The organism is Kitasatospora sp. HUAS MG31 (genome assembly GCF_040571325.1).
Classification (GTDB): Bacteria; Actinomycetota; Actinomycetes; order Streptomycetales; family Streptomycetaceae; genus Kitasatospora; species Kitasatospora camelliae.
On sequence record NZ_CP159872.1, the window covers coordinates 2,635,168 to 2,661,166 of the forward strand.

20 protein-coding genes are annotated in these 25,999 nt (G+C 73.5%); 2 read left to right on the plus strand and 18 right to left on the minus strand.

Going from position 1 to position 25,999, the window contains the following annotated elements:
- Nucleotides 1-17: 17 nt before the first annotated feature.
- The 4 genes from ABWK59_RS11880 to ABWK59_RS11895 all read right to left on the minus strand — a co-directional run bounded on the left by ABWK59_RS11880 (nt 18) and on the right by ABWK59_RS11895 (nt 2,946).
- The gene (locus ABWK59_RS11880) at nt 18-1,766 is read right to left on the minus strand and encodes an LCP family protein (protein WP_354640341.1); all 1,749 of its coding nucleotides are present in this window, start codon (nt 1,764-1,766) and stop codon (nt 18-20) included.
- A 16-nt stretch (nt 1,767-1,782) separates the two neighbouring features.
- Nucleotides 1,783-2,409 (minus strand): nicotinate-nucleotide adenylyltransferase, encoded by a 627-nt coding sequence (gene nadD / locus ABWK59_RS11885; protein WP_354640343.1) that lies wholly within the window; start codon nt 2,407-2,409, stop codon nt 1,783-1,785.
- Between the two features lie 71 nt (nt 2,410-2,480).
- Complete coding sequence (locus ABWK59_RS11890) at nt 2,481-2,633, minus strand: hypothetical protein (RefSeq protein WP_354640345.1); 153 nt, start codon at nt 2,631-2,633, stop codon at nt 2,481-2,483.
- Nucleotides 2,634-2,799: 166 nt separating this feature from the next.
- Nucleotides 2,800-2,946: a hypothetical protein gene (locus ABWK59_RS11895; RefSeq protein ID WP_354640347.1), complete on the minus strand. Its 147-nt coding sequence runs from the start codon at nt 2,944-2,946 to the stop codon at nt 2,800-2,802.
- A gap of 182 nt (nt 2,947-3,128) precedes the next feature.
- On the opposite strand from ABWK59_RS11895, the gene ABWK59_RS11900 reads away from it, so the two are divergent.
- Nucleotides 3,129-4,238: a M48 family metallopeptidase gene (locus ABWK59_RS11900; protein WP_354640349.1), complete on the plus strand. Its 1,110-nt coding sequence runs from the start codon at nt 3,129-3,131 to the stop codon at nt 4,236-4,238.
- 87 nt (nt 4,239-4,325) lie between these two features.
- Here the strand turns inward: ABWK59_RS11900 and ABWK59_RS11905 are convergent, their stop codons facing one another.
- The 5 genes from ABWK59_RS11905 to proB all read right to left on the minus strand — a co-directional run bounded on the left by ABWK59_RS11905 (nt 4,326) and on the right by proB (nt 9,255).
- On the minus strand, nt 4,326-5,390 hold the full coding sequence (locus ABWK59_RS11905; RefSeq protein ID WP_354640350.1) for a hypothetical protein: 1,065 nt from the start codon (nt 5,388-5,390) through the stop codon (nt 4,326-4,328).
- Between the two features lie 101 nt (nt 5,391-5,491).
- On the minus strand, nt 5,492-6,061 hold the full coding sequence (locus ABWK59_RS11910) for a hypothetical protein (protein ID WP_354640352.1): 570 nt from the start codon (nt 6,059-6,061) through the stop codon (nt 5,492-5,494).
- An 83-nt stretch (nt 6,062-6,144) separates the two neighbouring features.
- Nucleotides 6,145-7,452 carry a glutamate-5-semialdehyde dehydrogenase gene (locus ABWK59_RS11915; protein WP_354640354.1) on the minus strand — a complete coding sequence of 436 codons (1,308 nt, stop codon included), beginning with the start codon at nt 7,450-7,452 and terminating at the stop codon, nt 6,145-6,147.
- A 76-nt stretch (nt 7,453-7,528) separates the two neighbouring features.
- Nucleotides 7,529-8,038: a hypothetical protein gene (locus ABWK59_RS11920; RefSeq protein ID WP_354640356.1), complete on the minus strand. Its 510-nt coding sequence runs from the start codon at nt 8,036-8,038 to the stop codon at nt 7,529-7,531.
- An 80-nt stretch (nt 8,039-8,118) separates the two neighbouring features.
- Nucleotides 8,119-9,255 carry a glutamate 5-kinase gene (proB, locus tag ABWK59_RS11925; protein WP_354640357.1) on the minus strand — a complete coding sequence of 379 codons (1,137 nt, stop codon included), beginning with the start codon at nt 9,253-9,255 and terminating at the stop codon, nt 8,119-8,121.
- Nucleotides 9,256-9,437: 182 nt separating this feature from the next.
- Here proB and ABWK59_RS11930 point away from each other — a divergent pair, with 182 nt between their 5' ends.
- The gene (locus ABWK59_RS11930; protein WP_354640359.1) at nt 9,438-10,091 is read left to right on the plus strand and encodes a hypothetical protein; all 654 of its coding nucleotides are present in this window, start codon (nt 9,438-9,440) and stop codon (nt 10,089-10,091) included.
- A gap of 129 nt (nt 10,092-10,220) precedes the next feature.
- On the opposite strand, the gene obgE is transcribed toward ABWK59_RS11930, so the two are convergent.
- The 9 genes from obgE to ABWK59_RS11975 form a co-directional block, all read right to left on the minus strand.
- Nucleotides 10,221-11,696 carry a GTPase ObgE gene (obgE, locus tag ABWK59_RS11935; RefSeq protein ID WP_354640361.1) on the minus strand — a complete coding sequence of 492 codons (1,476 nt, stop codon included), beginning with the start codon at nt 11,694-11,696 and terminating at the stop codon, nt 10,221-10,223.
- A 111-nt stretch (nt 11,697-11,807) separates the two neighbouring features.
- A complete protein-coding gene (gene rpmA, locus ABWK59_RS11940) occupies nt 11,808-12,065 on the minus strand; it encodes a 50S ribosomal protein L27 (RefSeq protein WP_354640363.1) in 258 nt (85 codons plus the stop codon).
- Nucleotides 12,066-12,079: 14 nt separating this feature from the next.
- Nucleotides 12,080-12,397, minus strand: coding sequence for a 50S ribosomal protein L21 (rplU, locus tag ABWK59_RS11945; RefSeq protein WP_354640365.1), 318 nt, complete (start codon nt 12,395-12,397; stop codon nt 12,080-12,082).
- Nucleotides 12,398-12,747: 350 nt separating this feature from the next.
- The gene (locus ABWK59_RS11950) at nt 12,748-16,278 is read right to left on the minus strand and encodes an Rne/Rng family ribonuclease (RefSeq protein ID WP_354640366.1); all 3,531 of its coding nucleotides are present in this window, start codon (nt 16,276-16,278) and stop codon (nt 12,748-12,750) included.
- A gap of 352 nt (nt 16,279-16,630) precedes the next feature.
- Entirely contained in the window at nt 16,631-17,437 is an 807-nt protein-coding gene (locus tag ABWK59_RS11955; protein ID WP_354644921.1) for a TIGR03936 family radical SAM-associated protein, read from the minus strand.
- Between the two features lie 86 nt (nt 17,438-17,523).
- Complete coding sequence (locus ABWK59_RS11960) at nt 17,524-18,138, minus strand: hypothetical protein (RefSeq protein WP_354640368.1); 615 nt, start codon at nt 18,136-18,138, stop codon at nt 17,524-17,526.
- 76 nt (nt 18,139-18,214) lie between these two features.
- A complete protein-coding gene (locus ABWK59_RS11965) occupies nt 18,215-20,143 on the minus strand; it encodes a TIGR03960 family B12-binding radical SAM protein (protein WP_354640369.1) in 1,929 nt (642 codons plus the stop codon).
- 156 nt (nt 20,144-20,299) lie between these two features.
- The gene (locus ABWK59_RS11970; RefSeq protein WP_354640371.1) at nt 20,300-22,981 is read right to left on the minus strand and encodes a PKD domain-containing protein; all 2,682 of its coding nucleotides are present in this window, start codon (nt 22,979-22,981) and stop codon (nt 20,300-20,302) included.
- A 210-nt stretch (nt 22,982-23,191) separates the two neighbouring features.
- Nucleotides 23,192-25,894 (minus strand): PKD domain-containing protein, encoded by a 2,703-nt coding sequence (locus tag ABWK59_RS11975; protein WP_354640373.1) that lies wholly within the window; start codon nt 25,892-25,894, stop codon nt 23,192-23,194.
- Nucleotides 25,895-25,999 lie beyond the last annotated feature (105 nt).

Genomic DNA, 25,999 nt, shown 5'->3' on the forward strand with positions numbered 1-25,999 from the left:
GTGCCGTCCGGACGCGGCTACGGGGTCTTGGGAGGCTGGTAGTCCTTGCCGAGCACCACCACCAGGTCGGCGTTCTGCGCCTCGGTGACCTTCTTCACCGCCGTGTCCGGCAGTCCGAGGCTGGTCGCGAGGGACTTCGCGGCGGGCAGCCGGGCGTCGTCCGTGTACCGGATCTCGGTGGTCGCCTGGGGCGCGGACTTGGCGGTGCTGGGCAGCACGTCCACACCGGTGTTGACGATCTGGACGTTCGCGGTGGCCGCCACCGCGTCGTTGCCGGTCGCGTTCACCACCGAGACCCGGACCGAGCCGCCGCCGGCCTGCACGGTGCCCAGGTTGCCGCCGAGGATCTCCTTGACCTGCTTGCCCGCGGTGGCCTCGTCCAGGGTGCCGTCCGGCTTCACGGTCAGCGTGGAGGTGCCGAAGTGGCCCTCCTTGGCCTCCTGGGCGAGCTGTGCGAGCACCCCGGCCAGCGACTTCTCGGGCAGCGAGGGGTCGGAGACCGCGTTCATCCGGTGCACGTCGTCGGTGGCCTGGTCGAGGTCGGTCGGCATGGTGCGGACCACCGCTTCCAGGACCTGCCCGAACCGCGCCATCTGGGCGTCCCGGCTCTCCCCCGGCCCCTGCAGGGTGGCGTACGCGACGGCGGCCTTGCCGGTCAGCGTGATGCCCTTCCCGGCCGGGGCCACCTCCTTGCCCTGGACGCTGACCGCGGTGTCGGTGTCCACCTTCACCCCGCCCAGCTGGGCGACCAGCAGCTCCAGGTACGGGGTGTCCAGCCGCCAGGTGCCGGCCACCTTGGCGCCGAGCACGGTGCCCAGGCCGTCGCGGGTGGCGGACGGGCCGATGCCGTCCATGGCCTGGCCGACGGTGGTGGCACCGGTGTCCCCGGCGGCGGGCAGCTTCAGGGTGTCCGGGAGCAGCAGCACCGCGCCCTTGTGGCCCGCCCCGTCGTTGACCAGCAGCGCGGTGGTGACCTTGCCCTGCAGGTCGCGCAGGTGCACCACGTTGACCGTGCGTCCGCCGACCGCCTTGGTGGTCGCGTCGCCGCCGCCCAGCTTGCCGGTCCACCACAGGTAGCCGCCCGCGCCGCCGGCCAGCACCGCCAGGGTCACGGCCGCGCCGATCAGCCGGTTGCGCAGCCGGCGGCGGCGCTCGGCGCGCACCTCGCTGCGCGACTCGGCGAACTTCAGCCAGTCGATGACGTCCTCGGACTCCTCCGCCTCCTCGTCGACGAAGGTGAACTCGCCCGTGGTGTAGCTGTCCTGCTCGCTCCCCCGGGCGGCGGCCCGGCGGCCGCCCACCCTCTCGGAGGGCTCGTCGGGGGCCGCCTCCGGCTCGGGACGCGCCGCCGGCCGCGGGCGCGGCGGCACGGGCCGCACCGGCTCGGCGGCGGGCTGCGCCACCGGCTGCACGGGCTGCTGCACGGGCTGCACCGGCTGCTGCGGCTGGTAGTACTGCTGCTGGTAGTAGGCCTCCTGCGGGTAGGCCTGCTCCTGCGGGTACCCCGGCTGCTGCGGATACGCCTGCTGCCCGCCGTACGGGTCGTAGGGCTGCTGGTAGTACTGCTGCGGCTCCTGCGGGTACCCCTGCTGCTGGCCGCCGTACGGGTCGTAGCCCTGCTGCGGGTAGTACGGGTCCTGCTGGTACGGCTCCTGGAACTGCTGCGGCTCCTGGGCGTACGGCTGTTGCTGCTGCTGGTACCCCTGCTGCTGCGGGTATTGCGCCGGTTCGAACCAGCCGCCGTCCTGTGGGCCTCGTCCGGTCACGCCGTGCCTCCGGGGATCAGGGCTGGGCCGGCGCGTAGAGCGCCCGCTTGTGGATGTATCGGACCACGCCGTCCGGCACCAGGTACCAGATCGGCTCCCCCTTGGCGACGCGCATCCGGCAGTCGGTGGAGGAGATGGCGAGCGCGGGCACCTCTATCAGCGAGGCGCCGCCCACCGGCAGCCCGGTGTCGGACAGGGTGTGGCCGGGCCGGGTGCAGCCGATGAAGTGGGCGAGCTCGAAGAGCTCCTCCGGGTCGCGCCAGGAGAGGATCTGGGCGAGCGCGTCGGCGCCGGTGATGAAGAACAGCTCGGCGTCGGGGTGGAGGGCGTGCAGGTCGCGCAGGGTGTCCACGGTGAACGTGGGGCCCTCGCGGTCGATGTCGATCCGGCTCACCGAGAACTGGGGGTTCTCCGCGGTGGCGATGACCGTCATCAGGTAGCGGTCCTCGGCGGCCGAGACCCGGCGGTCGGACTTCTGCCACGGCTGGCCGGTCGGCACGAACACCACCTCGTCGAGGTGGAACGCGCTCGCCACCTCACTGGCGGCGACCAGGTGGCCGTGGTGGATCGGGTCGAAGGTGCCGCCCATCACGCCGAGGCGTCGCTTCGCCGCCGCGGGGGCGGTCCCGGCCTGGTCTCTCATGGCGCCACACCTTACGCGACCCGCGTCGCCGCAGGGAAAGCCTCCTCGGCCACCCTGCGGCGAAGGGCGACTCAGCGGTCGCGGTTGAAGCGGGTGGTGATGAAGAGCGCGAGCAGCAGGATGAACAGGGCGCCGCCGCCCGTCAGGTACGGGTTGAGGCTGTCGTGGTTGCCACCCTCGGCCTCGGCAAGCTGGGTGAGGGCGGACAGTGCAGCAGTGCTCATGGTCGGCAGGACCTTCTCGGCTCGGTGAGGGACCAGGGGTGCGGGCCGAGGCCCGCGCGCTCATCGTACGGGGGCCCGCCGGGCAACCGCTCGGCGGCCCACCGCGTCTGACCGGCTGTGAGCACCGCGGCCCGCCGGTGCTCCACCGGCCGGCCGGGGCGGGGTCTCAGCGCTCGCGGCCGGCGCGCAGGATGAGCCAGGCCAGCAGGCCCACGCCGACCACGGAGGCGACCAGGATGATCCGCAGGAAGAGGCCGGGACCGGGCTCGTCGGAGATCGGTCCGGCGAGGTAGGCCAGGGCGGCAGTGGACATCGGGGTGCTCCTCTCGGTACGGCACTGCCAGCGTAGACCGGGGCGTACCGGACAACCGGCACCGCCCCCGGCGCTACGGCGGCCCCGGCCGGGGACGAGTTCGCGGGTACGGACGTTGAAGGCAACAGCAGCGGGGGCCGGCCGACAGCCGGTGCCGGCGTCTACCAGGAGGTACGCGACAGATGACGACCGACATGTCCAAGGGCGGCGCGAGCCCGAGCCGCCGGCGACAGCGCTTCCCGGAGATCTCCACCCGGGCCTGGGAGCACCCGGCCGACCGCTCCGCCCTGGTGGCGCTGCGGAAGCTCAGCGGCTTCGACGACGTCCTGAAGAAGCTCGCCGGGCTGGTCTCCGAGCGCAGCGTGCGGCTGATGTTCCTGGCCACCGCCGTGAAGACCTCGGAGCGCCAGTTCCCGCACCTGTACGACATGGTCCGGGACGCCGCGTACGCCCTGGACCTGGAGCAGGTCCCCGACCTGTACGTGACCCAGGACCCGACGGTCAACGCGATGTGCATCGGCATGGAGACGCCGATCATCGTGATCACCAGCGGCCTGATCGACCTCCTCGACGAGGAGGAGCTGCGCGCGGTGATCGGCCACGAGGTCGGCCACGCCATGTCCGGGCACGCGGTCTACCGGACGATGATGCTCATCCTCACCAACGTCGCCGCCCGGATCGCCTGGCTCCCGCTGGGCAACCTGGCGATCACCGCCGTGATCACCGCGCTCAAGGAGTGGTTCCGCAAGGCCGAGCTCTCCTGCGACCGGGCCGGCCTGCTCGCCGGCCAGGACCTGCAGGCCTCGATGCGCGGCCTGATGAAGCTGGCCGGCGGCCACGACCTGGCCGAGCTGAACGTGGACGCCTTCCTGGAGCAGGCCGAGGAGTACGAGAAGGCCGGTGACCTGCGGGACGGCGTGATCAAGCTGCTCCAGGTGCTGCCGCAGAGCCACCCCTTCGCGGTGGTCCGGGTCGCCAAGCTGAAGAAGTGGGCGGAGAGCGAGGAGTACCGCTCGATCCTGGCCGGGGCCTACCCGCGGCGCGGCGACGACCCGAACACCTCGGTGGGCGCCCAGTGGAAGGCCGCCGCCGACTCGTACGCGCAGTCGGTCAAGGACAGCAAGGACCCGCTGCTCGGCCTGCTGCGGGACGTCGCGGGCGGGGTCGGCAACGTCGGCGGGAAGCTGCGCGACACCTTCGCCGCCGCGTCCAAGGGCGCCGCGGCGGGCGGCGGGTCCGGTGACTCCGGAGACTCCGGCGCGCCCGCGGGCGGGCGGCGCGAGGAGGGCTGACCACGGGCGGGGTGCCCGACGTGCTCGACGGCGGGGTGCTCGACGGCCGGGCGGCCGCCGGGCACCCCGCGGGTCTCCCGGCGACGGTCACTTCACGATCGGGCTGAGCACCGCGCACTGCTGCCAGGACGGCTTGCCGTGGTCCGCCGGGTCCACGGCCGGCGGCGCGGTGGGCGCGGCGCCGGCGGAGCCGGCCAGGATCGGCTGCAGGTAGCCGGCCATCGGCGCGCCGCAGGCGGTCGGCCCGGCCAGCACCACCGCGTCCACCAGTCGCAGCCGGGCCAGGCCCAGGTCGGTCCGGTCGAACTGGAAGCGCAGCTCGCGCCGGACCGAGAACAGGCTGGGCGTGGTGTCCTCGGCGGACTCGGTCGGGCGCAGCGCGTAGACGAAGGTGTGGTCGGTGGTGATCTCCAGCGTCCCGGTGCCCGCCTCGGCGATCTGGATCCCGCCGGCCACCTTCACCGTGTCCTCGGCCAGCGCCACCCGGCTCGGGTCGAAGCGGACCAGCCAGCCGGTGGCGGCGTGCCGCTGGTCGTCCTGCGGCGAGCCCACGGACTCGTCGTACTGGGCCAGTTCACCCGAGGTCACCAGGGTGCGCAGCTCGGAGGTGTCGCCCTGGGTCAGGGTGGTCGGGGCCAGCGCGGCGGCGACCAGGTAGCGCTGCACGGTCTCCAGCGCCCGGGACACCTCGATCTTGGTGAAGTGCTCGGTGGCCGAGCCGCCGGGCATGCCGAGGCCGGCCACGCCGTCGGCGAAGCCGGCGGGCAGGCCGGCGAAGGGGTTCTTCGGGTCGGAGACCGCGACGACCGGCCCGGCCGGGGCCAGCGCGGTCAGCGAGGTGGTCAGCTGGTTGCCGGCGGCCGGCGCGCCCTGCCGGTTCGGGGCGCTCACCCCGAAGTAGACCGCGGCCGCGAAGGCCACCACGACGACCAGCAGCAGGGCCAGCGCCTGCCGCGGCAGCGAGCCGAGCGGCCCGAGGCCGATCCGCGGCCGGGTCGGCCGGCCGACACCGCCACCGAGCCGCTCACGGGCCGAGAGCTCCTGGATCCGGGCAGCTCTGACGAACGATTCGTCGAAGACGACGGACCGGAATTCGTCATCGCTGGAACCACCCTCGGGAGTACCGTCGGGGGGCTCGCGCGGGACACCCATGACACCAGGGTAGACGCGGGTCCCGTTCGGTACGAGGGGGACGGATGTGAGCACCGGGCCATCCCAGGACCCTCACCCGGCCGGACCGGGAACGCCGCCGGTCAGCCGCTCTGCAGCATCCCGACCGGCTCCGGCACCGACGCGGCCGGCGCCCCGGGGCTGCTGCTCCCGGACTCCGGACGCCGCGGGGACTCCGCCGCCCCGCCGACCCCGCGGTAGATCGCGGCCACCGCCACGGCGACCACGCCGATCCCCATCACCACCGCCAGGAACCAGGCCACCGGGCGGTGCCAGCGCTGCTGCGCCACCTGGCGGCCGCGGCCGACCACCGGGTCGAACCCCGGCCGGCCCCAGCGGGAGCGCCGCCGGGTGCGGTCCAGACCCGACCAGGGGTCGGGGTACAGCCGGTCGTCGTCCGCCCCGCCGGGGTGCGGGCGCAGCTCCAGCGGCAGGCCGTCCATGACGGTGGGATCCCAGCCCCGGCCGGGACCCGCGGTCTCCGGCTCGAACCGGGCCTCCGCGGCGGCCAGCTGCCGCTCCCGCGCGCTCGGCTCGCGCACGGCGGCGGAGCGGACGAACGCCTCGTCGAAGACCACGGTGGCGAACTCGTCGTCCGCATCACCGTGGTCGGCGCCGTCGGAGTACGGCGAGCCCCCCACATCCTCAGCCATGGGATTCAGCGTATTACCGGGCGGCCTTTTTGTCTGTGGCTCCCGGGAGTTGCTCCGTCGCACGGGTGGCGGGGCGGTCCCGTTCAGCCGCCGACGGTCTGCGTGCCCTCGCCGCGCACGTGGCCGTCACCGGTGACGACGTACTTGGTCGAGGTCAGCTCGGGCAGGCCCATCGGGCCGCGGGCGTGCAGCTTCTGGGTCGAGATGCCGATCTCGGCGCCGAACCCGAACTCGCCGCCGTCGGTGAACCGGGTGGAGGCGTTGACGGCCACCGTGGTCGAGTCCACCAGCTGGGTGAAGCGCCGGGCGGCGGCCTGCGAGGTGGTCACGATCGCCTCGGTGTGGCCGGAGGACCAGCGGCGGATGTGCTCGGTGGCGGCCTCCAGCGAGGGGACCACGGCTGCGGCGATGTCGTACGAGAGGTACTCCGCCTCCCAGTCCTCGTCGGTGGCGGGGACGACGGTGGCGGAGGTGCCCTCGGCGGCCTTGAGCACCGCCTCGTCGCCGTGCACGGTCACCCCGGCGCCGGCCAGCGCCTCCAGGGCGAGCGGCAGGAACGCCTCGGCGACGTCCTGGTGGACCAGCAGGGTCTCGGCGCTGTTGCAGACGCTGACCCGCTGGGCCTTGGAGTTCAGCAGGATGCCCACGGCCATCGCCAGGTCGGTCTGCGCGTCCACGTACACGTGGCAGTTGCCGGTGCCGGTCTCGATCACCGGGACGGTGGAGCCCTCGACGACCGTCCGGATCAGCGAGGCGCCGCCGCGCGGGATCAGCACGTCGACCAGGCCGCGGGCGCGCATCAGCTCCTTGACGCTGTCCCGGCTCTCGCCCGGCACCAGCTGGATCACGTCGGCGGGCAGCCCGGCGGTCTCCACCGCCGCGCGGAGCACCTCCACCAGCGCGGTGTTGGAGCGGTACGCGGAGGCGGAGCCGCGCAGCAGTACGGCGTTGCCGGACTTCAGGCAGAGCGCGGCGGCGTCCACCGTGACGTTGGGGCGGGCCTCGTAGATGATGCCGACCACGCCGAGCGGGACGCGGACCTGCCGGACGTCCAGGCCGTTGGGCAGGGTGTAGCCGCGCACCACCTCGCCGACCGGGTCGGGCAGGCCGACCACGCTGCGGACGTCCGCGGCGATCGCGGCGATCCGCTCCTCGGTCAGCGTCAGCCGGTCGATCACCGACTCGGCCGTCCCCGCCTCCCGGGCCCGGGCCACGTCCTCGGCGTTGGCCGCGGTGATCTCGGCGCTGCGCGCCACCAGCGCCTCGGCGATCGCCGCCAGCGCCTCGTCCTTCGCCCGGCGCGGCAGCGGAGCGAGCCTGGCGGCCGCCTCCCGGGCACGGCGCGCGACGGCGAGGACAGGGCTGTCGTTCAGAGCGAGATCGCTGGTCATGCGGCCAAGGGTAGCGACCCGGCGCCCTCTCCCCGGACCGAATACCGTCCCCTGAGACGGCCACGGCACGGGTGGGTCAGTACGGGTGGACGCCGCCCAGGTGGGGTGGGGGGTCGCCGAAACCCTCGGCGACCCGTTTGTGGTAGGTCGGGCGGTCCACGACCTCCAGGCCGACGATCTCCCACGGGGGTAAGTTCGCGGTCGCCTTGTGCTCGCCCCAGAGGCGGAGGGCGATGGCGGCGGCGTCGTGGAGGTCGCGGGCCTCCTCCCAGTAGCGGAGTTCGGCGTGGTCGGCGGCGTACCGCACGGTCAGGAAGAAGGAGTGGTCGTGCGCCAGCCGTTCCAGGCCGGCCCGCAGTTCGGGGAGGGGGGCCGGTCTGCCGGCCACGCTGAGCACCACGTGCCACAGGCGGGCCTGTTCGGCCTCGGGCTCGGCCGGCCGCCCGTCGGACCGCAGCTCGCGGACGGCGGCCGGTACGGCGACCGCCGGGTCGGGGGCGTCCTCGCCGCGGCGGCCGCCCGCGATGCCGGTCAGCCTGCGTCCCGCCGCCCCTCCGGGCAGCGCTCCCTGGCGCGTGCGTCCCACCGGCGGCCTCCTGTTCGGCGACGTCCCATGCCCGGGCCGGCCGGCCCGCGACCCCCGCTCAACCCCTTCGTCGCGCCCCGTCAGCCGCGCAGGACCACCAGGTCGTCGCGGTGCACGACCTCGCGCTCGTACTCGGCTCCGAGCTCCTGGGCCAGGTCCCGGGTGGACCGGCCGAGCAGTCGGGGCAGCTCCCTCGCATCAAAGTTGACCAGTCCTCGGGCCACGATGTGGCCGTTTTCGGCAAGAAGGTCGACGGGATCGCCCGCGGAGAAGTCGCCGTCCACCTTGGTGACGCCGGCCGGCAGCAGGGAGGCGCCGCCGTGGAGCACGGCGGCGACCGCGCCCTCGTCCAGGTGGAGGGCGCCGCGCGGGGTGGAGGCGTGCTCCAGCCAGAGCAGCCGGTCGGTGGAGCGGCTGCCGGTGCGCAGGAAGAGGGTGCCGGTGGGGCGTCCGGCCAGCGCGTCGGCGGCCTGGCTGGCGGCGGTGAGGACGACCGGGATGCCGGCGCCGGTGGCGATCCGGGCGGCCTCCACCTTGGTGACCATGCCGCCGGTCCCGACGCCGGCCTTGCCGGCGCTGCCGATCTCGACCCCGTCCAGGTCGTGGGCGCCGCGGACCACCTCGATCCGGCTGGTGCCGGGCTTGCTGGGGTCGCCGTCGTACAGGCCGTCCACGTCGGAGAGCAGCACCAGCAGGTCGGCCCGGACCAGGTGGGCGACCAGGGCGGCCAGCCGGTCGTTGTCCCCGAACCTGATTTCGGCGGTGGCGACGGTGTCGTTCTCGTTGACGATCGGCATCGCGCCCATGGTGAGCAGCTGGTCGAGGGTCCGGTACGCGTTGCGGTAGTGGGCGCGGCGGCTGGCGTCCTCGGCGGTGAGCAGCACCTGGCCGACCCGGATGCCGTACCGGGCGAAGGAGGCGGTGTACCGGGCGACCAGCAGGCCCTGGCCGACGCTGGCGGCGGCCTGCTGGCGGGCCAGGTCGCTAGGGCGGCGCTCCAGGCCGAGCGGGGCGAGCCCGGCGGCGATGGCGCCGGAGGAGACCAGGACGACCTCGGGGGCGTCGGCGCGGGCCCGGAGCTTGGCGAGGCTGTCGACCAGGGCGTCCACCCGGTCCGCGTCGAGCCCGCCGGCGGCGGTGGTGAGCGAGGAGGAGCCGACCTTGACGACGATCCGCCGGGCGCCCAGGACCTCCTGCCGCAGAGTCTGGTCGTTCATCGCTTTCGGTGCCCTTCGCCGTCCCCGGTACGGCCGCCGCAGCCGCCCGCCTGCGCAGAATCTACGCGATCCGGGCGGACGGACCGCACCGCGTTCCATCCGGTGGACCGCCGCGGCGGCCTCCCGGGCCCAACGGGGGTGGCTGATAAGGTCCCTGACCGAACACCAGATCGGGGGAGAACATGCGTATCCACACTGCGCGGGTCACCGTCGCCGCCCTGGCCGCGGCCGTGGCCCTGACCGCCACCGCCTGCGAGCCGGAGGACGGCGCCAACGGCACCACCGCCACCACGGCGGCCACCGCCGCCGCCACCGGCGCGGCACCCGCCTCGGCGAGCCCGGCCGGCGGGACGGCCACCGGGGCGGCCGGCACGGAGACCAAGAAGCAGCAGAAGTACAAGTACGGCGAGCCGGCCACCGTCGACTTCGCCAACGACAAGAAGCAGACCGGCACCCTGCGGGTCACCGTGACCGGGATCGAGACCGGCTCGCTGGACGAGCTCAGGGCCGCGAAGATCCCGGTCGACGGCCTGGACGGGAAGACCCCGGTCTACGTCTCGTACACCATGACCAACACCTCGGACGTGGACTTCTCGTTCACCGCGCCGGACACCAAGTTCATGGTGATGAACACCACCGCCAAGGCGGTCGCCAACATCCCGAGCGCGGCCACCCCGCTGGAGAAGTGCAAGAGCGCCTCGACCCTCGGCTTCAAGAAGGGCGTCGAGATCAAGGGCTGCTTCATCGGCGCCGTCCCGAACGGGGCCAAGCCCTCCTTCGTCGCGTTCATGAACCCGACCGTCAGCAACCAGATGCAGGTCTACTGGCAGGCCTGAGCACCCTGACTCCCGGGCACTCCGGCCCCTGAGCAGCTGACGACGGACGGCGGCCCCCGTCCTCCCGAGCGGGAGGACGGGGGCCGCCGTCACGACGAGGCCGGGTCGCGGGATGCGCGACCGGACCGGTCAGTAGTCCTCGTCGTCGCCCTCCAGGGCGGCGCGGCCCGAGGAGAGCGCCTCGAAGGCGAGGTACTCCTGCTCGGCCGCGTCCTTGCCGCGCGCCTTCTCGCGGCGGCGGTCCACGGCGGGGCGCTGGGTCTGGAAGCGGTGGTCCTCGCCGCGGCGGCCGAGCATCTCCGCGCCGGAGGCCATGGTGGGCTCCCAGTCGAAGACCACGGCGTTGTCCTCGGGGCCGATGATGACCGTGTCGCCCTCGTGGGCGCCGGCCTTCCACAGCTGGTCCTCGACACCGAGGCGGGCCAGCCGGTCGGCGAGGTAGCCCACCGCCTCGTCGTTGGCGAAGTCGGTCTGGCGGACCCAGCGCTCCGGCTTGATGCCGCGGATGCGGTAGGCGCCGTCCTCCTCGGTGATGGTGAAGCCCGCGTCGTCCACGGCCGCCGGCCGCAGCACGATCCGGGTCGACTCCTGCACCGGCTTGGCGGCCCGCGCCTTGGCCACGATGTCGGCCAGCGCGAAGCTCAGCTCGCGCAGGCCCTTGTGGGCGAGCGCGGAGACCTCGAAGACCCGGTAGCCGCGCTCCTCCAGGGACTCCCGGGTGAGGTCGGCGATGTCCTGGCCGTCCGGGACGTCGACCTTGTTGAGCGCGACCAGCCGCGGCCGGTCCTCCAGGCCGCCGTACTGGGACAGCTCGTCCTCGATGGTCTCCAGGTCGGTCAGCGGGTCGCGGCCGGGCTCCAGGGTGGCGCAGTCCAGCACGTGCACCAGCACCTCGCAGCGCTCGACGTGCCGCAGGAACTCCAGGCCCAGGCCCTTGCCCTGGCTGGCGCCCGGGATCAGGCCGGGGACGTCGGCGATGGTGTACACGGTGGAGCCCGCGGTGACCACGCCCAGGTTGGGGATCAGGGTGGTGAAGGGGTAGTCCGCGATCTTCGGCTTGGCGGCGGAGAGCACCGAGATCAGCGAGGACTTGCCGGCGCTCGGGTACCCGACCAGGGCGACGTCGGCGACGGACTTCAGCTCCATCACGATGTCGCGGGCCTCGCCCGGCTCGCCCAGCAGCGCGAAGCCGGGGGCCTTGCGGCGGGCCGAGGCCAGCGCGGCGTTGCCCAGGCCCCCGCGGCCGCCCTGCGCGGCGACGAAGCTGGTGCCGTGGCCGACCAGGTCGGCCAGCACGTTGCCCTTGCGGTCCATCACCACGGTGCCGTCCGGCACCGGCAGGACCAGGTCCTCGCCGGTGGCGCCGGTCCGGTGGCCGCCCGCGCCGGGCTTGCCGTTGGTCGCCTTCCGCTTCGGCGAGTGGTGGTACTCCAGCAGCGTGGTGACCTGGGCGTCGACGGTGAGGATGATGCTGCCGCCCTCACCGCCGTTGCCGCCGTCGGGCCCACCCAACGGCTTGAACTTCTCCCGGTGCACGGAGGCGCAGCCGTGGCCTCCGTTACCCGCGGCGACGTGCAGCTCGACGCGGTCCACGAAGGTGGTCATGGGGTGTGCCTCCAGTACGAAGAAGAGTGTGAACTGCTGTAAAGCATGGAGGGTGGACCGGATATTTCCGGTCCACCCTCCAGAGCGAGTCGTGACGCTACGTCAGCGAGCTCAGGCCTCGACGGCCACGATGTTGACGACCTTGCGGCCGCGACGGTTGCCGAACTCGACGGCACCGGCGGTCAGCGCGAACAGGGTGTCGTCGCTGCCACGGCCGACGTTCGCACCCGGGTGGAAGTGGGTGCCGCGCTGGCGGACGATGATCTCGCCGGCGCTGACGACCTGGCCGCCGAAGCGCTTGACGCCGAGGCGCTGGGCGTTCGAGTCACGGCCGTTGCGGGTAGAGCTTGCGCCCTTCTTGTGTGCCATTTCCCGTTATCCCCTTACTTGCTGACGGAGTCGATGCTGGTGATCCGCACAGCGGTGTGCTGCTGGCGGTGACCCTGGCGACGACGGTAGCCGGTCTTGTTCTTGTAACGCAGGATGACGATCTTGTCGCCCTTGGTCTGGTCGACCACCTCGGCGTGAGCCTTCACGCCGGCCAGGACCCACGGGTCGGAGGTGACGGCCTCGCCGTCGACGACCAGGATGGTCGAGAGCTCGACCGAGTCACCCGGCTTGGCGTCGATACGGTCGATCTCCAGCACGTCGCCCACGGCGACCTTGTGCTGGCGGCCGCCTGCGCGAACGATCGCGTACATGCGGTACCCACTTTCAAAACTCGGTCGGAACTCCGGATGCCAGCCACCTGGGTACGGACACAGGGGCCTCCCCCGAGAGCCGCTGGGCGGCCGGCTCGGGAGGTGTGTGCTCAGGAGCATGGCGTAGACACGCCGAGGGTCAAGAATACGGACCCGGATCCCCTGGAGCAAACCGGGCACCCCGCGTCGCCCCGAGCGACCGCCTCCGGGGGCGCGTGGAACCGCGCGCACGACCACCACCGCCGCCGGGAACCACGCGGGGCGCGGGGATCCGCGCGGATCCGGTGGCCACCTCCGTGGCTCCCGTCCCGCGCGGCTCCCCGCGCCCCTGGAACGACCTGCGCGCGCCGCTACTCGGCGGCCGTGTCGCCGCCCTCCGCGGCCGCGGCCTTCTTCGCCGTGGTCCGCTTGGTGGCGGTCTTCCGCGTGGTGGTCTTCTTCGCCGCGGTGGTCTTCTTGGCCGCCGTGGTCTTCTTCGCGGCGGTCTTGCGGACGGCCCGCTTCTTCGGCGCCGGCGCCTCCTCGGCCTCCTCCGCCCCGACCTCGGCGGCTTCGGCGACCTCGGCGGTCTCGGCGGTGTCCGCCTCGGCCACGGCCTCCGGCTCGGCCACCTCGGCGGCCTCGACGGGGGCGGCCTCCGCGGCCTCGGCCACCTCCGGGGCAGCCTCGGTCCGGGCCGGCACGACGACGATCTCGGCCTCGGCGGTGGCGCCCGCCGGAGCGGTCGCCTTCCGCACGGCCCGGCGCCGGGTCCGGCCCGCCGGAGCGGCCGGGGCCTCGGCGACCGCCTCGGCGGCCTCGACCACGGCCTCCACGGCGGCGACGGCCTCGGCCACCGCCTCGGTCACCTCCGCCGCGGCCTCCACGACCTCGGCAGCGGCGGCGACCTCCGCGACAGCGGCGGCGGCGACCTCGGAGGCCTCCACCACAGCGGCCTCGGCGTCCTCGGCAGTGCCCTCCTCGACGGCCACGGCCGTCTCCGGCTCCGCCTGCCCGCCGCCCTTGCCACGGCGCCGCCGCTTGCCGCCACCGGCGCCGTCACCGGCCGTCACGGCCGGACCGCCGCCCGCGTGGACGTGCGGCTGGTCCATGTGCACGATCACGCCGCGCCCGTTGCAGTGGACGCAGGACTCGGAGAAGGACTCCAGCAGACCCTGGCCGACCCGCTTGCGGGTCATCTGCACCAGGCCGAGCGAGGTGACCTCGGCCACCTGGTGCTTGGTCCGGTCCCGGCCCAGGCACTCCAGCAGGCGGCGCAGCACCAGGTCGCGGTTGGACTCCAGCACCATGTCGATGAAGTCGATCACGATGATGCCGCCGAGGTCCCGCAGCCGCAGCTGGCGGACGATCTCCTCGGCCGCCTCGATGTTGTTGCGGGTGACGGTCTCCTCGAGGTTGCCGCCCTGGCCGACGAACTTGCCGGTGTTGACGTCGACCACGACCATCGCCTCGGTCCGGTCGATCACCAGCGAACCGCCGCTGGGCAGCCAGACCTTGCGGTCCAGCGCCTTCATCAGCTGCTCGTCGATCCGGTACGTGGCGAACACGTCCACGTCGCTGGTCCACCGCTGCAGGCGCTCGGTGAGGTCCGGGGCGACGTTGGAGACGTAGTCGTGGATGGTGCTCCAGGCGTCCGCACCGCTGACGATGACCTTGGTGAAGTCCTCGTTGAAGATGTCGCGGACGACCCGGACGGTCATGTCCGGCTCGCCGTACAGCAGCACCGGGGCGTTGCCGCCGGCGGCCTTCTTCTGGATCTCCTCCCACTGCTGCTGCAGGCGCTGCACGTCGCGGGTGAGCTCCTCCTCCGAGGCGCCCTCGGCGGCCGTGCGCACGATGACGCCGGCGTCGTCCGGGACGATCTTCTTGAGGATCTGCTTCAGGCGGGCGCGCTCGTTCTCCGGCAGCTTGCGGCTGATGCCGGTCATCGAGCCCTCGGGCACGTAGACCAGGTACCGGCCGGGCAGCGAGATCTGGCTGGTCAGGCGGGCGCCCTTGTGGCCGATCGGGTCCTTGGAGACCTGCACCAGCACCGACTGGCCGGACTTCAGCACCGACTCGATCCGGCGCGGGCCGCCGTGGCCGCCGAGCGCGCCGAAGTTGACCTCGCCGGCGTACAGCACGGCGTTGCGGCCCTTGCCGATGTCGACGAAGGCGGCCTCCATGGACGGCAGGACGTTCTGGACCTTGCCCAGGTAGACGTTGCCGACGTAGCTGGTGGCCTGCTCCTTGTTGACGTAGTGCTCGACCAGGACGCCGTCCTCCAGGACGCCGATCTGGGTACGGGAGCCGTTCTGGCGGACGACCATGACCCGCTCGACCGACTCCCGGCGGGCCAGGAACTCGGCCTCGGTGATGATCGGCACCCGGCGGCGGCCCAGCTCGCGGCCCTCGCGGCGACGCTGCTTCTTGGCCTCCAGGCGGGTGGAGCCCTTGATGGACTGCACCTCGTCCGGGTCGAACGCCGGCTCGGTGGAGCGGCGGCGCGGCTCGCGGACCTTCACCACCGTGCGGACGCCGTCCTCGGTGGTCTCCTCGGCCTCGGCACCGCCGGACTCACCGCCGCGGCGGCGACGGCGACGGCGACGGCGCGACGAGGCCAGGCCGGCGGCCAGCTCGTCCTCCTCGTCCTCACCCTCGTCCTCGTCGGACTCGGGCTCCTCCGCGGGCTCCTCGGCCTCGGACTCGGCGGTCTCCGACTCCTCCGGCTCGCCACGGCGGCGGCGACGGCCGCCCCGACGGCGACGGCGGGACGGACGGCCGTCCTCCTCCCACTCCGACTCGGCCTCCGGGCCGGTGGCGGGCGCCTCGGCGGCCTCCTCCTCGACGGCGACCGGCTCGGGCTGCCGCACCGGCTGCTTGACGGCCTGCTTGGCGGGCTGCTGCACGCGGACGGCGGTGCGCACCCGGCGGCGGCGGCCGACGCCGCTGTACTCGAACTCGTCCTCCTCGCCGGTGCCCTCGGCGACGGCCGGGGCGGCGGCGGGGGTGGCCGGGGCCTGCGGGGCCGCCTGGGCGGGCGCCGGGGCCGTGTAGGGCGCGGGCTCCTGGAACACCGGGGCCTGGAAGATCGCGGTGGACGGGCGCACGGCGCGGCGGCGGACCCGGTGGGTGGGCTCGGCGACCTCCACGGCGGGCGCCGGCTGCGGCGCGGGCTCCACGGCCTGCGGGGCCGTCTCGGCGGTCTCCTCGGCCTCCTCCTCGGCAACCTCGGGGGTCTCCGGGACCTCGGCGACCTCAGCGGTCTCGGAGGGCTCGGCGGCGGCCGGGGTCTGGGCCGGGGCGGAGACCCGCTTGCGGGTCCGGCGGGCCCGGACGGGCTTCTCGGCCGGCTCCTCGGCCACCTCGGCGACCGGGGCCTGCGCGGCCGGGGCCTCGGCAACCGGAGCCTCCACGACGGCCTCGGCCTCGGCGGCCTCGGCGGCGGCCGGGGTCTGCACCGGCGCCTCAGCCCGCTTGCGGGTGCGGCGGGCCCGGGCGGGCTTCTCGGCCGGAGCCTCGACGGCCTCGGCGGCCGGCGTCTCGGCGGCCTGCGCCTCGGCAGCCGGGGCCTCGGCCGCGGCGGTCTCCGGTCCGGTCACCACGATCGCGGTGCCCTCGGGGGCACCGGCCGGTGCCTCGGCCCGCTTGCGGGTCCGGCGGGCCCGGACCGGCTTCTCGGCCGGAGCCTCGGCGACCGGGGCCGCGGGCGGCTCCGTCACGGCCGGCTCGGCGGCGTGGGTCTCGGCGGGCAGCACCGTCTCGGCGGCCTCGGTGGCCGCGCCCTGCGGCGCACCGGCCGGGCGGGACACCGCCCGGCGACGCCGGCGCGGCGGGGCCGCGGAGGTGCCGTCAGCATCACTGTTGACCGCAGTGGACTGCGGTTCGCTGTTCTCGAGCATGCGGGTGGATCTCCCGTCAGGCCCCCGGGCTCCGTATCCGGGCACGCCTCGCACCGTTTTCTGTCCGGTCGGCCGCGATGTGGCGGGCCGACTCCCACGGTGCCGTCGTGCGGACGCGAGGCCGCACAGGGGCTCGTAGTCTCGCTCGGCGCCCCGCACGGTGCGGGGTGTCGAAAGTCTTCTGGTCTGACCAGTCTTCTCGGTTGTCCAGGCCGGGCCGCTGGGCGGCCGACCTGCGGACGACGGCGCTCGCTCCCCTGGGGAGCCGCGGAGGCCGGGGAGCCCCGGGCACGTAGCGTGTCCCGGGCTCCCGCCCGCTCGGCGGACGCAGATGCGCGCGGCCCGGCGGCCCTTACTGGCCGGCGGTGGCCGCGGCGCGGTCGAGCGCCAGCGGGTCGGTCACCGTGCCGGACTCCTCGTCGAGCGGCCCCTGCGCCAGCCTGGTCACCTCAGCGGGGACCGGCGGCGCCAGGTCGGCCGTCGCACGGAGACCGGACAAAACGTCGTCGGGTCGTACGGCGGGTGTGGCGTGTCGTACTACCAGCCGCAGTATCGCACAGGGAGCACCGGTACGAACATCGTCGGCACTCTCCGTGGCAGTGTCGTGACCATTCCCGACCTGCGGCGGGAGCACTTCGAAGGCGCGGACGGCGCCACGGGCGTCGAAGACCCGCACCCCGTTCTTGGTGAGGCGCTGCACCTCGACCGCCTCGGCGGCGAGGAATACGGCGACCGCCTTCGCGGCCTCGGCCGGCTCCACGCCGTCCAGCCGGAGCAGCCACTCCGAGGCCTCCAGGCGCTCGACGAAGTTGGGCGTGCGGACCTCGACGGCCTCGATCACGTCCAGGCCGGGCGGCAGCGACTCGTCCAGCTGGGCGCGGAGCGCCTGGGGGTCGCGGGCCTCGGCGAGGCCGATCTCCAGGTACTCCGCCTCGCTGGCCACCCCGGTCGGGGCGGCGTTGGCGTAGGAGACCTTGGGGTGCGGGGTGAAGCCCGCGGAGTACGCCATGGGGACGGCCGAGCGGCGGAGCGCGCGCTCGAACGCCCGCTGGAAGTCCCGGTGGCTGGTGAAGCGCAGACGGCCGCGCTTGGTGTAGCGGAGTCGGATCCGCTGAACCGTCGGCGCGGGCGGCGGACCGTCGGGCGTGCGGCGTGCCAGGGCTGCTCAGTCCTTCGTCAGTTCCGATCCGGCCTCACACCTGACGGCTCCGGCCGGACGCTGTCAGCACAAGGGTACGCGGTGCCTCAGCCCAACAGTGCCCGCCGTACCTCCCGGACCACCCGGCGGACCTCCGCCCTGACCGGCCACCACACCTCGCGGCGCAACCAGCGGCACGGGCGGACCACCAGGAAGCGCCAGATCCGCCCGCCGATCCGCCAGGCCCGGGCGACGGCCGACCCGACCACGCGCAGCAGCGGGTACAGCACCACCCGCCACAGCCACCTCAGCGGCACCGCCAGCGCCCGCCCGAACGGCACCAGCACGTACCGGACGAGCCGGTCCAGCGGGACGACCACCAGCACCCGTACCAGCCAGGCCACCGCGGTACCGAGGGCCCGCAGCACCGCCGCCACCGCCCGGCCCAGCGGAGCCAGCACCCACCGCCGCAGCCACCGCGCCGGCCCGGCCGCCGCCCGCCACAGCCGGGCCAGCCCGCGCCCGACCGGCGTCAGCACCCAGCGGTACAGCAGCTCCAGCGGCCACCCCACCAGCCGGTACAGCAGCCATCCCAGCGCCGCCCCGACCGGCCGCGCCACCACCAGCACGACCTCCCACAGGAACCGCAGCGGCACCACGACCACCAACGCGACCGGCCGCACCACCGCCACCAGGCACCCCGCCGGCTCCCGCTCCCCCACCGCACCCTCCCCACCCGAGCCGACGGCCCTCCCCGCGCACCACGCACGAGAAGGGCCGCCGGGTTGCGCTCCAGTCCTACGAGTTGACCACCGTCAGCGGCAGCATCTTCTTGCCGGTGGGGCCGATCTGGATGTGGGTGTCCATCTGAGGACACACCCCGCAGTCGAAGCACGGGGTCCAGCGGCAGTCCTCGACCTCGACCTCCTCGAGGGCGTCCTGCCAGTCCTCCCAGAGCCAGTCCTTGTCGAGGCCGCTGTCCAGGTGGTCCCAGGGGAGGACCTCCTCGTAGGTGCGCTCGCGGGTGGTGTACCAGTCGACGTCCACGCCGGTGCCGGCCAGGGCCTTGGCGGCGCAGTCCATCCAGCGGTCGTAGGAGAAGTACTCGCGCCAGCCGTCGAAGCGGCCGCCGTCCTCGTAGACGGCGCGGATGACGGCGCCGATCCGGCGGTCGCCGCGGGAGAGCAGGCCCTCGACGATGCCGGGCTTGCCGTCGTGGTAGCGGAAGCCGATGTTCTTGCCGAACTTGCGGTCGCCGCGGATGGAGTCGCGGAGCTTGGCGAGGCGGGCGTCGGTGTCCTCGGCGCTCAGCTGCGGGGCCCACTGGAAAGGGGTGTGCGGCTTGGGCACGAAGCCGCCGATGGAGACGGTGCAGCGGATGTCGTTGCCGCCGGTGACCTCGCGGCCCTTGGCGATGACGTTCTTCGCCATCGCGCCGATCTGGAGGACGTCCTCGTCGGTCTCGGTGGGCAGGCCGCACATGAAGTACAGCTTCACCTGGCGCCAGCCGTTGCCGTACGCGGTGGCGACCGTGTTGATGAGGTCCTCCTCGGACACCATCTTGTTGATCACCTTGCGGATGCGCTCGCTGCCGCCCTCGGGGGCGAAGGTGAGGCCGGAGCGGCGGCCGTTGCGCGAGAGCTCGTTGGCCAGGTCGATGTTGAAGGCGTCGACCCGGGTGGAGGGCAGCGAGAGGCCGACCTTGTCCTCGGCGTAGCGGTCGGCGAGGCCCTTGGTGATGTCGGCGATCTCGGAGTGGTCGGCGGAGGACAGCGAGAGCAGGCCGACCTCCTCGAAGCCGGTGGCCTTGAGGCCGCGGTCGACCATCTCGCCGATGCCGGTGATGCTCCGCTCCCGGACGGGACGCGTGATCATGCCGGCCTGGCAGAAGCGGCAGCCGCGGGTGCAGCCGCGGAAGATCTCCACGGACATCCGCTCGTGCACGGTCTCGGCGAGCGGGACCAGCGGCTGCTTGGGGTAGGGCCACTCGTCGAGGTCCATGACGGTGTGCTTGGAGACCCGCCACGGTACGCCGGCGCGGTTGGGGACGACGCGGCCGATCCGGCCGTCGGCCAGGTACTCGACGTCGTAGAAGCGGGGGATGTACACGCCGCCGGTGCGGGCGAGGCGCAGCAGGATCTCGTCGCGCCCGCCGGGGCGGCCCTCGGCCTTCCAGCCGCGGATGAGTTCGGTGATGTCGAGGACGGCCTGCTCGCCGTCGCCGATCACGGCGGCGTCGATGAAGTCGGCGATCGGCTCGGGGTTGAAGGCGGCGTGGCCGCCGGCGAGCACGATCGGGTCGTCCAGGGTGCGGTCCTTGGACTCCAGTGGGATGCCTGCGAGTTCGAGCGCGGTCAGCATGTTGGTGTAGCCGAGCTCGGTGGAGAAGGAGAGGCCGAAGACGTCGAAGGCCTTGACCGGGCGGTGGGCGTCCACGGTGAACTGGGGGACGCCGTGCTCGCGCATCAGGGCTTCGAGGTCGGGCCAGACGCTGTAGGTGCGCTCGGCGAGGACGCCCTCGCGCTCGTTGAGCACCTCGTAGAGGATCATCGTGCCCTGGTTGGGCAGGCCGACCTCGTAGGCGTCGGGGTACATCAGGGCCCAGCGGACGTCACAGGCGTCCCAGTCCTTGACGGTCGAGTTGAGCTCGCCACCGACGTACTGGATCGGCTTCTGGACGTGCGGGAGGAGGGCCTCCAGGCGTGGGAAGACCGATTCGACAGTCATGCGCAAGGACCTTTTCGGAGAAAACTGGTGACCCTCAAGGGTAGCCGAACCGGACGGGCCCCCGGCCGGGCCGACCGCGGGTGCGGTTCGGTCCGGCCGGGGGCCCTCCGTGGCGGCGGGTGGCCGCCGGTCAGTCGGTGCGGGTCAGTCGGGCGGTCAGTTGGTGCCGGCGGCCGTCACGGCGGTGACGGGGGCGGTGGTGCCGGCGGCGCCGGGCGCGGTGACGTCCGCCCACGGCCACCAACGGCCCTGGGTGTAGTCGCCGTTGGCGTTGTAGACGTGGCCGCCGGAGACGCCGAACAGGCGGAGGCTGTTGCCGGTGGCGGCGGCGGAGACCTGGGTCACCGCGCCGGGCAGGCCGATCACCGAGGAGACGTTCGCCCAGGAGCTCCAGTTGCCTGCGGCGTAGTCGCCGCTGGTCTGGTGGACGTTGCCGCCGCTGAGCGCGAGGACGTGGAACTTGGAGCCGAGGGTGGCGGCGGTGAGCTGGGTGATCTGGCTCGGGCCGCCGATGTAGGCGGTGAGGTCGCCGCTGCCCCAGGTGCCGCGGGTGTAGTCGCCGTCGGCGACCCTGATGTGGCCGTCGGCGCCGAGGGCGGCGATGTGCAGGGAGTTGCCGGTGGTGCCCGCCGCGATCTGGGTGGCGCCGGCCGGCAGGTGCGCCGCCGCGGTCACGTCGCCCCAGGGGGTCCACGTGCCGGAGGCGTGGTCGCCGGTGGTCTCGTAGACCCGGCCGTACGCGGCGAGGGCCACGACGTGGGTGTACCGGCCGATCGAGGCCGCCGAGACCTGGGTGACGCCGGAGAGGTAGCCGGCGCCGTGCAGGCTGAGGGCGGACGAGCCGAACCAGGTACCGCGGTCGGAGGTGCCCATGGCTTCCTGGCGGGCCCCCGCCAGGTTGCGGTCCACGCCGTAGATCTCGGTGCCGGCGACGTAGAAGGCCCGCAGGTAGCCGTCGCCGCTCACGGTGCTCGCCATCGAGCCGACCGAGGAGGCCTGCACGCCGGACGAGTTGGGCGGCAGGTTCGAGGGGGTGCCCCAGATGCCGCTGGTGTAGTTGGCGCCGATGCCGAGCAGCGAGTCGGCGGTCCTGGCGACCAGCTGGACGCGCTCGCCGGGCAGCATCGCGAGCTGCTCGGCGCTGAACTGGACGGTGACGGCCTTGGTCGTGGTGGCCTGGTGGCCGACCGCGTCGGTGGCGGTCAGGGTGACGTTGTACGTGCCCGGCTTGTCGAACCGGAACCAGACGGCGCGGCCGTCGGTGACGTCGAAGTCGCCGCCGTACGGGATGGTGAGGACGGCCTTGGTGAGCGGCCAGGGCGAGGTGACGGCGGGGGTGAGGACGAAGGTGCCCGCGTCGTCCTTCTTCTCGGCGGTGAAGTCGGGGGCCAGGTCGCCGGCCGGGGTGACGGTGACGGTCGAGCCGTCGGTGGTGGTCCGGGCGCCGTTCGCGGTGGTGAGGGTGGCGGTGACCACGTAGCTGCCCGGCACGGTGTAGGTGTGGGTGGCCTCGGGGGTCGTGGAGACCGCCGGGGCGGTGCCGTCACCGAAGTCGAAGGTGTAGGTGACCGCCGAGGTTCCGAAGCTTTCGGTGGCGGTGGCGGTGGCCTTGACGGTCAGCGGGACCGGGCCGCGGGGGTTGGGGATCTGGGTGCCGCGGACGGTGAGGGTGCCCTGGAGGCCGACGTTCTCGTAGGCGCCGCGGTCGCGGACGCCGCCGGCGGGGGCGGTGTTCGCGGTCCGGGGGTCGTCGACCGGCTTGGAGCCGAAGATGTCGGTGCCGGTGCCGGGCGCGGTGGGGTCGGCCGAGTCGACCGCGGCGCCGGCCCCGGCCGGGAGGCGGTGGAAGGGCCAGGCGGGGAAGTCCTCGACGAAGGCGACGTCGAGGTCGGTGTCGTGGGCTCCCTGGCCGGTGGCGGTGGTGAACGCGGCGGGGGTCGGGTAGGCGGTGCCGTTCCAGCGGTAGGCGGCGGCGTCGGGCCAGGGGTGGACGGTGTTGTAGTCGACCTTGGAGTCGGTCACCGAGCCGGCGGAGAGGGAGATCTCGGCCTCGCCGCGGTGGGCGGCGTCGCATTCGGCCGGGTAGTCCTTGGTGGTGGCCGGGTGGTCGGCGGTGATGACGTTGTTCTCGATCACCGCGCCCGGCGAGGCGCCGTCGACGAGCACGCTCTCCTGGCAGGAGAAGGCGATGGTGTTGTTGGTGACGGCGGTCTGCGGCGCGTCCTTGACGGTGACGGCCGAGGTGGTGGTGCGGCTGAAGTCGTTCCCGGTGATCAGGGTGGACCTGGCGCCGGAGTCGACGGCCACGCCGAGGGTGTCGGGGAAGAGGCCGCGGCTGACCGTCACGTGGTCGCTGGTGCCGGAGACCCGGATGTCGGCGGTGCCGGAGGTGGTGCTGAACCAGTTCTGGTCCACGGTGATCCGGGAGGAGTCCGTGATGACGATCGGGTCCTTGACCCGGTCGTACCGGAAGCCCTTGATCACCACGTCGTGGACGTTGTTCAGGACGAAGCTGCTGGTGCCGCCCGTGAGCAGCGGCATCGACATGGCGTCACTGCTGGTCTGTCCGCCGAGGAAGGTGATCGGCTGCTCCGGGGTGCCGGAGCGGGTGAGGCGGACCGTGTCGCCCGTGTACAGACGCGAGCTGGGCAGGACCTTCACGGTCTGGCCCGGCTGGACGACCTTGGCGGCGGCGGAGATGGTGCAGTACGGCTGGGCGAGCGTGCCCGGACCGGTGTCCGAGCAGTTCGAGCCGGTGGCGTTGTTGACGATCAGCATGGTGGAGCCGGCCGCCGTCGCGGGCGTGGGGAGCCCGAGGACGACGGTGGCCGCTGCCACGGTCAGGCCGAGTGATGGACGAAGACGCACGAAGGACGACCCCCCTGGTCGGAGACGATGCTCGAAGATCACGGCCGGGCGTGGCAGACGCCCGTGACGGGCGGTCGGCCGCCTGACCGGTTGGTGCCGGAGCCGTTCGACGGTCCGTCGGGTCGGCTCGGACCCTCGCGGTCCGGGGGCCTGGACGGTGCCGGGCCCCCGGACCGCGGTTCAGAGGCCGGCGGCGGTCAGCGAGGTCACCGGCGTGGTGGCCCCTGCGGCACCGGGTGCGGTCACGTCGGCCCAACGGGACCAGAGTCCGCGGGTGTAGTCGCCGTTGGCGTTGTGGATGTGGCCGTCGCTGAGCGCGAAGAGGCGCAGCGTGTTGCCGGTGGCGGCCGCGGCGACCCGGGTGACCGTGCCGTTCAGGCCGGTGACGGCGGAGACGTCGGCCCAGCGGCTCCAGTTGCCGGCCGCGTAGTCGCCGCTGATCTGGTGGACGTCGCCGCCGGCCACCGCGAGGACGTGGAACGTGGCGCCGAGCGAGGCCGCCGACAGCTGGGTGATCCCGGCCGGGCCGGGGCGGTACGCGGTGAGGTCGCCGCTGCTCCAGGTGCCGCGGTCGTAGTTGCCGTCGGCGATCCTCAGGCCGCCGTCGGCGCCGAGGGCGGCGATGTGGAGGGAGTTGCCGGTGGTGGCGGCGGCGATCCTGGTGGTGCCGGCGGGCAGTCCGGCGGCGGCGGTGACGTCGCCCCAGGCCGACCAGCGGCCGGTGTCGGTGTAGCTCGACGCCTCGTAGACCCGGCCGCCGGCCAGGGCGACCAGGTGCGTCCGGTTGCCGATGGAGGCGGCGGCGATCTGGGTGACGCCGGTCAGGCCGCCCGCGCCCGAGGCGCCGACCTCCGACCAGCCGACCCAGGCGCCGCGGACGATGTCGCCGCCCATGCGGTTGATCCGGCCGGCGGAGAGGTTCCGGTCGTCGGTGTGGATCCTCCCGTCGGCGAGGGCGAAGGCCCGCAGCCATCCGTCGGAGGTGGTCGCGCTCGCGGTGGCGGTGATCCGGTCGGCCTTCGGGGCGTCCCCGTAGTCGAGTGCGACGGGGGTGATGCCGGCCCAGAGGCCCGAGGTGTAGTTGGCGCCGGTGGAGAGCAGGGAGCCGGCGCTCTGCGCGAGGACCTGGACCCGCTCGCCGGGCAGCAGCACCCGGTGCTCGGTGTCGTAGACCACCTGGATCTGCTTGGTCACGGTGGCCTCGTGGCCGGCCGCGTCGGTGACGGTCATCGTGACCGGGTAGGTCCCGGGGTACTCGAAGCGGTACCAGACCTCGCCGTAGGTCGGGGTGCGGACCTCGCCGCGGTCGCCGAAGTGGAACGAGGTCCGCTGGATCGTCCACGGCGAGGTGGCGGTCGGGGCGAACATGAAGGTGCCGCCGCCGTCCTTCGGCACGGCGGTGAAGTCCGCGGTGAGCTCTCCGGGTTGGGTGGCCCCGGCGTAGCCGGTGGTCGTGACGGTGCGCGCCCCCGTGGCGGTGGTCACGGTGGCGATCACCCGGTAGCTGCCGGGCTGGGTGTAGGTGTGGATGGCCTCGGGGGTGGCGGAGGCCACCGGGGCCGTGCCGTCGCCGAAGTCGAAGGAGTACGCGAGGGGGCCGGTCGCCCAGTCGTCGGTCGCCCGGGCGGTGGCGGTGACGGTGAGCGGTGCGGGGCCGACCGTGCTGCCGTACGGGCCGTTCATGGTCAGCGAGGCGTCGTGCAGTCCGGTGCGCTCGTAGGCGCCGCGGTCGCGGACGCCCCCGGCGGGTGCGCTGCCGGCCACCTTGGGGTGGTCGAGCGGCTTGGAGCCGAGGAGGTCGGTGTCCACGCCCGGTGCGGTGGGGTCGGCGGCGTCGATGTCGGCGGCGTCCGTGGCGGGGAGCAGGTTGAACGGCCAGTTCCGCTGCTCGTCGAAGTCGGTGTTCTGGTCGGTGTTGTGGGCGCCCTGGCCGGTCGCGGAGGTGAACGCGGCGGCAGTCGGGTAGGCCGTGCCGGCCCAGCGGTAGGCGGCGGCGTCGGGCCAGGCGTGGACGGTGTTGTAGTCGACCTTGGAGCCGGTCACGGAGTCGGCCGAGAGCGAGATCTCGGCCTCGCCGCGGCCGCTGGTCCCGCAGTTCGCCGGATTGGTCCCGGTGTAGGCCGGGTTGTCCGCCGTGATGACGTTGTTCTCGACCAGGGCTCCGGTGGCGGCGCCGTCGATCAGCACGCTCTCCTGGCAGGAGTAGACGATCGTGTTGTGGGTGATCGCGGTGTCGGGCGCGCCCTTGATGCGGACGGCCGCCTGCCGGCTGCGGTTGAAGTCGTTGGCGGTGATCAGGGTGGCGCGCACGCCCGGGTCGACCTGGACGCCGGCGGTGGCCAGGAAGTGGCTCCGGCTGACCGTCACGTGGTCGCTGGCGCCGGAGATCCGGATGTCGGCACCGGCGTCGTTGTCCATCCTGAGCTGGTCGAGCACGATGCGGGAGGAGTCGGTGACGGTGATCGCGTCCTTCGGGGCGCGGACCTGGAAGCCGCGGACCACGAGGTCGTGCGCGCCCTCGATCACCAGGGCCCGCTGCGTGGTCGTGCCGGTCCGGATGGTGGGCTGGACCTCGTTCTGGTACGTGATCGGCCCGCCGAGGAAGGTGATCGGCTTCTCGGGCGTCCCGGACCGGGTCAGGTGTACGTCCCCGGCGTAGCTCCCCGGCAGCACCCGGACGGTCTGGCCGGGCTCGACCACCTTGGCGGCGGCCGCGATGGTGCAGTAGGGCCGGGCGACGGTGCCGGTGCCCGTGTCGCTGCACTGGGCGGAGTCGCCGTCCACCACCAGGGTGGTCGCGGTGATGGCGAGGGCGGGAGCGGGCAGCCCCACGACGGCGACGGCCGAGGCGGCCGCGATGCCGAGGGCGGTGCGCAGGCGCATGGCGAGGGTCCCCCTGGTGTTCGACGAAAATCGGCCAAGCTTTGCACCAGCCTGGCCGATTCGTCGACTCACTATTCCGCTATGCGTGGACTGTCCGTCTGATCC

Bases quoted from the DNA above. Each gene is read 5' to 3' on its own strand.
- rplU (WP_354640365.1), bottom strand. From the start codon at position 12,397: ATGTACGCGATCGTTCGCGCAGGCGGCCGCCAGCACAAGGTCGCCGTG.
- ABWK59_RS11905 (WP_354640350.1), bottom strand. From the start codon at position 5,390: ATGGGTGTCCCGCGCGAGCCCCCCGACGGTACTCCCGAGGGTGGTTCC.
- ABWK59_RS11900 (WP_354640349.1), top strand. From the start codon at position 3,129: ATGACGACCGACATGTCCAAGGGCGGCGCGAGCCCGAGCCGCCGGCGA.
- nadD (WP_354640343.1), bottom strand. From the start codon at position 2,409: ATGAGAGACCAGGCCGGGACCGCCCCCGCGGCGGCGAAGCGACGCCTC.
- ABWK59_RS11910 (WP_354640352.1), bottom strand. From the start codon at position 6,061: ATGGCTGAGGATGTGGGGGGCTCGCCGTACTCCGACGGCGCCGACCAC.
- obgE (WP_354640361.1), bottom strand. From the start codon at position 11,696: ATGACCACCTTCGTGGACCGCGTCGAGCTGCACGTCGCCGCGGGTAAC.
- rpmA (WP_354640363.1), bottom strand. From the start codon at position 12,065: ATGGCACACAAGAAGGGCGCAAGCTCTACCCGCAACGGCCGTGACTCG.
- ABWK59_RS11975 (WP_354640373.1), bottom strand. From the start codon at position 25,894: ATGCGCCTGCGCACCGCCCTCGGCATCGCGGCCGCCTCGGCCGTCGCC.
- ABWK59_RS11890 (WP_354640345.1), bottom strand. From the start codon at position 2,633: ATGAGCACTGCTGCACTGTCCGCCCTCACCCAGCTTGCCGAGGCCGAG.
- ABWK59_RS11895 (WP_354640347.1), bottom strand. From the start codon at position 2,946: ATGTCCACTGCCGCCCTGGCCTACCTCGCCGGACCGATCTCCGACGAG.
- proB (WP_354640357.1), bottom strand. From the start codon at position 9,255: ATGAACGACCAGACTCTGCGGCAGGAGGTCCTGGGCGCCCGGCGGATC.
- ABWK59_RS11950 (WP_354640366.1), bottom strand. From the start codon at position 16,278: ATGCTCGAGAACAGCGAACCGCAGTCCACTGCGGTCAACAGTGATGCT.
- ABWK59_RS11930 (WP_354640359.1), top strand. From the start codon at position 9,438: ATGCGTATCCACACTGCGCGGGTCACCGTCGCCGCCCTGGCCGCGGCC.
- ABWK59_RS11915 (WP_354640354.1), bottom strand. From the start codon at position 7,452: ATGACCAGCGATCTCGCTCTGAACGACAGCCCTGTCCTCGCCGTCGCG.
- ABWK59_RS11965 (WP_354640369.1), bottom strand. From the start codon at position 20,143: ATGACTGTCGAATCGGTCTTCCCACGCCTGGAGGCCCTCCTCCCGCAC.